The sequence below is a fragment of the Streptomyces sp. NPDC057654 genome (genome assembly GCF_042800135.1).
Classification (GTDB): Bacteria; Actinomycetota; Actinomycetes; order Streptomycetales; family Streptomycetaceae; genus Streptomyces.
In genome coordinates this window covers 1-6856 of sequence record NZ_JBHVHQ010000446.1, presented here as the reverse complement: position 1 = coordinate 6856, position 6856 = coordinate 1, and the positions used below count along the sequence as shown (strand labels likewise).

Here is a 6856-nt window from a genome sequence, read left to right as displayed (position 1 = left end):
GCCTGCGGCCGGGCCGGGGGCGCGAGCTGGGAGCGCGTCGGCGCGAGCCCGCGCACCGCGTAGGCCGCGCCGGCGCCGAGCGCGGCGCCCGCCAGCACATCGCCCGGATAGTGGACGCCGGTGTAGACGCGGGAGAAGCAGACGGAGGCGGCGAGCGGCGCGAGCGCCAGCCCCCACCAGCGGTTCTCGAACGCGACGCCGGTCGCGAAGGCGACCGCCGAGGCCGCGTGCCCCGACGGGAAGGAGGTGGTGAAGGGCTGCCGGGCGAGCTGTCGTATCACCGGCACCGAGTCCAGCAGCGGCCGCCGCCGCCCCACCGAGCGCTTGCCCAGTGTGTTCACGGTGGCCGAGGCCGCGGCGAGCGAGACCACGCCGCGCAGCGCGGCCCGCCGGGCGGGCCGGCCCCCGAGCGCCGCGGCGCCGGCGGCGATGCCCAGCCACAGCGCGCCGTGGTTCGCGCTGCGGGTGAGCCCCGGCAGCACGCGGTCACCGCCCGGCCAGTGGCGGGTGGCGACCTGGTGGAAGACCGTGCGGTCCCATGTACTCAACGGATTTCGCATGCGCGACGTCTACCCCGGAGCGTCGCCGGGATGCGGCACCGACACCCGGCGCCGACACCCGGCACCAGGGCCGATGCCGGGGCCGGGGCCGGGGCCAGTGCCGCGACCCGTGCCGGGGCCGGTGCCGGGGTGGGGCCCGCCGCGCTCAGGCCGACGCGATGCCGGGCAAGGTGTTGGGGGAGGCGCGGCTGATGTCGGCCAGCGTCGAGCCGGGATCCTGCTCCCGGGAGAGGTCCCCGATGCTGATCACGCCGAGCGGCCGCCCGTCCTCGACGACCGGCAGCCGCCGTACGGAGTGCTCCCGCATCAGACGTACGGCCGCCCGTACCTCCTCCTCGGGGCCGACCGTCACCGGTTCGCGGGTGCACACGGAGTGGCAGCTGACGGTGAGCGGGTCCACCCCGTCGGCGACGGCGCGCAGGGCGATGTCGCGGTCGGTGAGCACGCCGAGGAGCCGTCCGTCCTCGGCGATGAGCACATCGCCGATGTCCTGCGAGCGCATCAGCTGGGCGGCCTCGACCAGGGAGGCGTCTGGGGAGACCGAGGCGATCGCGGGTGTCATGACGTCCTTCACGAACTGGGCCATCTCTGTTCGACCTCTTATCGGTTGCTCGGTGGTTCCCTTCCGTACCGGCCCGCCGTGCTGCCCGCGACGCGCGGGCGAGCACGTCAGAGCCGGACTGCGTGGGGCGGGTACCCGGGACGGCGTCATCGACACGGGCGGATCGCGGCCGCCCTCCGGGATCGCGACGGCCCGGCGGGGTCGCAGCCGACGGGCCCCGAGGGGACAATGGCGGCATGGCTGACCCGTCGCACACCACGCCGCACAACCCGCTGCTCACCCGGCACGCCGAGGCCCTGGACCTGTTCACCGAGCGGCTGGGCGCCGTGCGGCCCGACCAGTGGGACGCGCTGACGCCGTGCGCCGAATGGACCGTACGCGACCTCGTGAACCACCTGACCGTCGAACAGCTCTGGGTGCCGTCGCTGGTCCGTGACGGCTCGTCCATCGACGCGCGGGGCGACGCGTTCGACGGCGACCAGCTGGGCGACGACCCGGCCACGACCTGGATGCGGGCCGCCGCGGCGGCCCGAGCGGCGTTCTCGGAGCCGAACGCGCTGGAGCGCACGGTCCATCTCTCCTACGGCGACAGCCCGGCCGCCGACTACTGCGCGGAGATGATCACCGACGCCGTGGTGCACTCCTGGGACCTGGCGCGTGCCACCGACGGCGACGAGCGGCTGCCGGGCGAGCTCGTCTCCTTCGCGGCCCGCCAAGTGGCGCCGCACGCCGCCGACCTGTCCAAGACCGACTACTTCGCGGAGCCGGTGGAGCCGCCGCCCGGCTCGGACCCGCAGACCAAGCTCCTGTGCCTGCTGGGCCGCAGGCCCTGACGCCGGGCGGCCGGTCGTCCGTACGGGTCCGCGCGAGCGGCCGGTCTCAGCTGCCCGACGTGTCGAATTCCCTCGTGAACGCCTCGCGGAACGCCTTGAGGTCGTCCGGATTGCGGCTGGTGATCAGCGTGTTGGGGCCGCCGGTGCACACCTTGACCTGCTCGTTCACCCAGGTGCCGCCCGCGTTGCGGATGTCGGTCGCCAGGCTCGGCCACGAGGTGAGGGTCCGGCCGCGCACCACATCGGCCTCCACCAGCGTCCACGCAGCGTGGCAGATCGCCGCGACCGGCTTGCCCGCGTCGAAGAAGCCCTTCGCGAACGCGACGGCCCGCGCGTCCATCCGCAGCGCGTCCGGGTTGGCCACGCCGCCCGGCAGCACCAGCCCGTCGTAGTCCGACACCTCCGCCTCGTCCAGGGTCCGGTCCACGGCGAACGTGTCCGCCTTGTCGAGATGGTCGAACGCCTGGATGCGGCCGGACTCCGTCGACACCAGCTCGGGCGTGCCGCCCGTGTCGAGCACGGCCTGCCAGGGGTCGGTCAGCTCGATCTGCTCGACGCCCTCGGGGGCCACCAGAAAAGCGATCCGCATGTTGCTCACTCCCTTGACACGGTGCGCGCGCGGTTCCCCGCGCACGGTGGATCTCCCATGAACGCAGATCCCCTACGAACGTAGATCCCCTACGAACGTAGGCGAGGCATGGGCATCCCGACACTCGACGGCCGCCGTCGCCCCACGGTCACGGGTGTCCGCGGACGCGGAGAGAAAAACGCGGAGAGAAAAACCCCGTTTGGTCCCCGCGCGGCGGGGCACCCGAATACATGTGCTTCGGACTGGAGGCACGCCCGTGGGAGCGGATCATCGCTCCAGGCGTGCTCTGTCCGCTTCGTGCAGTGCGCTCCCGCGGTGCCACCACCACCCACCGCTGAGGAGACCAGCAATGGCCACCGCGATCACGGTACGCACGCACCGCCGTCACCCCCATGACGACGCCCCCGACACCATGGACGACTTCCGCCGCATCATCGCCATGCCCGACGGCCCCGAGAAGGACGAGCTGCGGCAGCGCGTCGTCCGCGCCTGGATCCCGATGGCCGAGCGGCTCGCCCGGCAGTTCCGCAATCGCGGCGAGTCCGTCGAGGACCTTCAGCAAGTGGCCCTGCTGGGCCTGGTCAAGGCCGTCAAGCGGTACGACCCCGACCGCGGGGCCGCCTTCGAGAGCTTCGCGGTGCCGACCATCGTCGGCGAGGTCAAGCGGCACTTCCGCGACCACATGTGGGGCCTGCACGTCCCGCGCCGCGTGCAGAACCTCCGCAACCGGGTGCGCGCCGCCACCCACGAGCTGACCCGCTCGCTCGACGGCCACGGCCCCAGCGTCGCCGCGCTCGCCCGCCACACCGGCCTCACCGAGGAGGAGGTGCTGGTCGGCATGGAGGCGATGGAGAGCTTCACCACCCTGTCCCTGGACGCCGAACTGCCGGGCGCCGAGGACGGCTACTCCCTCGCCGACACCCTCCGCTCGCCCGAGCACGGCTTCGACCTCGTCGTGGACCGCGAGTCCCTCAAGCCCAAGCTGCGCGCCCTGCCCGAGCGCGAGCGCAACATCCTCTACATGCGGTTCTTCTGCGACATGACGCAGAGCCGCATCGCCGACCAGCTCGGCATCTCCCAGATGCACGTGTCCCGGCTGATCAGCCGCACCTGCAACCGGCTGCGCCGCCAGGTGCTCCAGGAGGCCGCGTGAGTCGACAGGCTCTACAGCCGCGGCGGGAAGTGAGGCGGCGTCAGGAGGCGGCCTCCGCGGTGTCCCGGCCCCGGGCGGGATCGACGGCCGCGACCGCCAGCGCCACATGCCGGGATATCCGGTCCACCACCCCCGCCTCCGCCATCTCGAACGCGTGCCGCCCGCCCGAGCGCAGCAGCGTCAGCGCGCCCCGTACCGGCGCCGTCGGCGCGGGCCGCAGCGGTACGCACACCAGAGACGTGACCTCCGCCCGTACGAGCAGCGCGGCCCCGTCCCGGTCGCGGCCGAAGAGCTCCGGGTCGTCCGGCTGCACCTGGAGCGCCGAGGTCCCGGCGGCCGTCGCCTCGACCACCAGCGGGCAGTCGGCCGGGTTCACCTCGGCCACCGCCGTACGGAGCCCGTCCGCCGAGGAGGGGCCCAGCACCACCACGCGGCGCAGCGTGCCGCCGTCGTTGAGATCGCCCACCACCCAGTCCGCGAACCGGCCGTGCAGCACCCGCGCCACCCGCTCCAGCACCTCCGCCGCGCCGCTCGCGCGCCGCTCCAGCAGCGCCGTCGCCATCGCGTCGAGGAGGTCCAGGAGTTCGGCGTGGCGGGTCACCTCCGCCAGGTACGGGGCGGTCGCGGAGCCCTGCGCCGCGGCCTTCGCGGCGGCCGGCGCGGGGCCCGTGCGCTCGCCGTCGGCGGCGGGCTGGAAGACGGCCAGCACCGCGTTCCGCAGCTCGCCCGGCGGCCGCAGCGCCGTCAGCGTCACCCGCAGGGCCGCGCCCGCACGGCCGCCGGGCAGGTGCACCAGCAGGCTGCGCGCCCCCTCGCCGCGCGCCACCGCCGCGACCTGACCGCGCAGCGCCGCCCGGCCGTCGTGCCGCAGCGAACCCGTCAGCCGCCGGCCCGTCGCGAACCCCGCCCGCATCCCGAACAGCTGGGTCGCCGCGAAGTTGAGCCGCCTGACCACCGTCTCCCGGTCGAGCAGCGCCACCGCCATCGGCATCCGCTGGAACAGCGCCCTCAGCAACTGCTGTTCCTGACCGCCCTGCCCGCGCAGGCCCTCCGCGCTGCCGCGCGCCGCCGCGGCCAGCTCCTCATAGCGCGGCCACAGGACGTCCGCCGCGTGCTCCAATTCGAACAGCGCGGCGTCCAGCGCGGACAGCCGCTCCTGCGCGGGCAGCGCCCGCGCGGTACGCAATTCGTCGACGCGGCTGCGGAAGTCCGCCAGTTCCGCACCGAATTCCTCAGCCCCGGTCATGGGCACACCGTAGCCCGGTCGGGTGACGGCCAGCCCCGCAGATCCGGCCTGTTGTTCCCCGGCCACCGCCTTCCGCTTGTTTCCGGGGCGGGCCGGGCGGGCAGCGGGACAGTTAGGGCACGGGAGGAACGAATCGAACGCGAAGGGACTGAGCCACCCCATGCCGGACCGTATGACCACCTCACTCGCGCAGGTCGTCGGCGCATCCGAATACGGCGCGGCGTCCCTGGACCGCGGACTCGCCCACCTCGCCGAACAGGCCGCGTGGTGCGCCCCCGGCAGCTGCGGCGCCACCGTCACCGCCGTCACGGACGACGCCGACGACGCGTCCACGGCGGCCACCCACCCGGACCTGTCGACCCTGGTGACCGCCCAGTTGGAGACGGGCGACGGCCCCATACCGGCGGCCCTCGACACCGGCCGCGAGGCCGCCGCCGACGACCTTCTCCACGACCGCCGCTGGCCCGTCTTCCGGGCCCGCGCCCTGGACGTGGGCGTACGCTCCAGCGCCACCCTCGTCTTCAGCCGCGACGCGCTCACCGTCACCGTCAGCGTCTACGGCTTCCGCCCCGGCCCGCTGCGGCAGGAGGCCCACGAGGCCACCGAGATGCTCGGCGACCTCGCCCTCACCAGCTTCGTCCGCGACCGCCGCTACCGCCGGGCCCTCGCCGAGGTCGACCAGCTCGACACGGCACTGCGCCGCCGCCCGGTCGTCGACCAGGCCTGCGGCATCGCCATGTACGTGCTGGGCTGCGACGCGGAGGAAGCCTTCGACCTCCTCCGCCGCCACTCCCAGCGCTCCAACCGCAAACTCGCCGACCTCGCCGAGGTCGTCGTCCGCACCCGCGGCCACGGCCTCGAAGGCGAACTCCGCAAACTCCGCCGCGAGGCCGGTCCGGCCGCCGACGCCGCCGCCGACGCGGGACCCCGCCCGGCCGGGTGACCGGCCCGAGCGGCGGGCCCGTGCCGGGGCGACGCCGACGCCCGCGACGCGCCGGGGCGGCCATGCCGCTCGGCCGCCCGTGGCGAGGCCGCTACTGCTGTCCCGCGAACCGGGGGCGCGTCAGCTCGCCGAAGGAGTCCGGTGCGGCGCGGGTGAGGCGGTCCGGGGCGAAGCCGGCCAGCAGCGGGTCGCGTTCGCCGTCCAGCAGCTCCCGTGCAGCCAGTCGGCCGAGGAGCGGGCCCAGGGTGATGCCGCTGTGCGTGGCCAGCGCGTAGACGCGGCCGTCCGGGCGCAGTCGGCCGGCGACGGTGAGGCCGTCCGCGGGGATCGCGCGCCGGCCCACGCGCAGTGAGTCGAGGCGGGCGCCCTGGGTGCTGTGCAGCAGGTCGGCGAGGCGGTCGAGGAGCTGCGCGGCGTGCGGGCCGTCCACGGGGAGCGGCGCGGCGGGGTCGGCGTCCGCGTCGAGGTCGAGCCCCTGGACGACGAGCCGGCCGCCGCCGTCCGGGCGGACGTTGACGCGCGGCGTGGTGAGGACCATGTCGAGCCGTGCCGCCGTCGGGGAGGTGTAGCCGAGGAGGCCGACCGTGGCGGAGCCGGGCTCCGTCGTGTCCGCCATGGGCAGCGACACACCGGCCAGCGCCGCGGTGCGCGCGCTCCAGCGGCCGGTCGCGGTGACGACCAGGTCGACGGTGTCCTCCGTACCGTCGGACAGTTCGAGCCGCACGTCCGCGGCGCGCTCCTCGATGCCGGTCACCTCGGCGGGGCAGCGCAGCTCGGCGCCGAGCTCGCGGGCCTCGCCCCACAGCCGGGCGACGAGCGGGTGCGGCAGGGCGTAACCCTCCTCGGGGAAGTACGCGATGTGCCGCACGTGGCCGGGGACGCGCAGGTCGGGCGCCAGCTCGCGGGCCCGGCCGGGGTCCAGCCGGCACCAGGGGTAGTTCCGGGCCCGCAGCCGGTCGAGGGGCGCCGC

General features: G+C 74.9%; 8 protein-coding genes. 3 read left to right on the top strand and 5 right to left on the bottom strand.

Features of this window, described 5'->3' with window-relative positions:
* Both ACFU99_RS27315 and ACFU99_RS27310 read right to left on the bottom strand, forming a co-directional pair.
* On the bottom strand, positions 1-560 hold a 560-nt coding region (locus ACFU99_RS27315), incomplete at its 3' end, for a phosphatase PAP2 family protein (RefSeq protein ID WP_384396752.1).
* Between the two features lie 145 nt (positions 561-705).
* Positions 706-1146 (bottom strand): CBS domain-containing protein, encoded by a 441-nt coding sequence (locus ACFU99_RS27310; RefSeq protein WP_384396749.1) that lies wholly within the window; start codon positions 1144-1146, stop codon positions 706-708.
* A 212-nt stretch (positions 1147-1358) separates the two neighbouring features.
* Here ACFU99_RS27310 and ACFU99_RS27305 point away from each other — a divergent pair, with 212 nt between their 5' ends.
* Positions 1359-1955, top strand: coding sequence for a TIGR03086 family metal-binding protein (locus ACFU99_RS27305; RefSeq protein WP_384396746.1), 597 nt, complete (start codon positions 1359-1361; stop codon positions 1953-1955).
* A gap of 46 nt (positions 1956-2001) precedes the next feature.
* Here the strand turns inward: ACFU99_RS27305 and ACFU99_RS27300 are convergent, their stop codons facing one another.
* Positions 2002-2544 carry a type 1 glutamine amidotransferase domain-containing protein gene (locus ACFU99_RS27300; protein ID WP_384396744.1) on the bottom strand — a complete coding sequence of 181 codons (543 nt, stop codon included), beginning with the start codon at positions 2542-2544 and terminating at the stop codon, positions 2002-2004.
* A 349-nt stretch (positions 2545-2893) separates the two neighbouring features.
* Here ACFU99_RS27300 and ACFU99_RS27295 point away from each other — a divergent pair, with 349 nt between their 5' ends.
* On the top strand, positions 2894-3697 hold the full coding sequence (locus ACFU99_RS27295) for a SigB/SigF/SigG family RNA polymerase sigma factor (RefSeq protein ID WP_384396741.1): 804 nt from the start codon (positions 2894-2896) through the stop codon (positions 3695-3697).
* A gap of 40 nt (positions 3698-3737) precedes the next feature.
* Here the strand turns inward: ACFU99_RS27295 and ACFU99_RS27290 are convergent, their stop codons facing one another.
* Positions 3738-4943, bottom strand: a complete 1206-nt coding sequence (locus ACFU99_RS27290; RefSeq protein ID WP_384396738.1) for a PAS domain-containing protein — start codon at positions 4941-4943, stop codon at positions 3738-3740.
* A gap of 172 nt (positions 4944-5115) precedes the next feature.
* Here ACFU99_RS27290 and ACFU99_RS27285 point away from each other — a divergent pair, with 172 nt between their 5' ends.
* Positions 5116-5886 (top strand): ANTAR domain-containing response regulator, encoded by a 771-nt coding sequence (locus ACFU99_RS27285; RefSeq protein WP_384396735.1) that lies wholly within the window; start codon positions 5116-5118, stop codon positions 5884-5886.
* 91 nt (positions 5887-5977) lie between these two features.
* On the opposite strand, the gene ACFU99_RS27280 is transcribed toward ACFU99_RS27285, so the two are convergent.
* Positions 5978-6856 (bottom strand): NAD(P)/FAD-dependent oxidoreductase (locus ACFU99_RS27280; protein WP_384396732.1); only part of this gene is annotated, 879 nt, incomplete at its 5' end.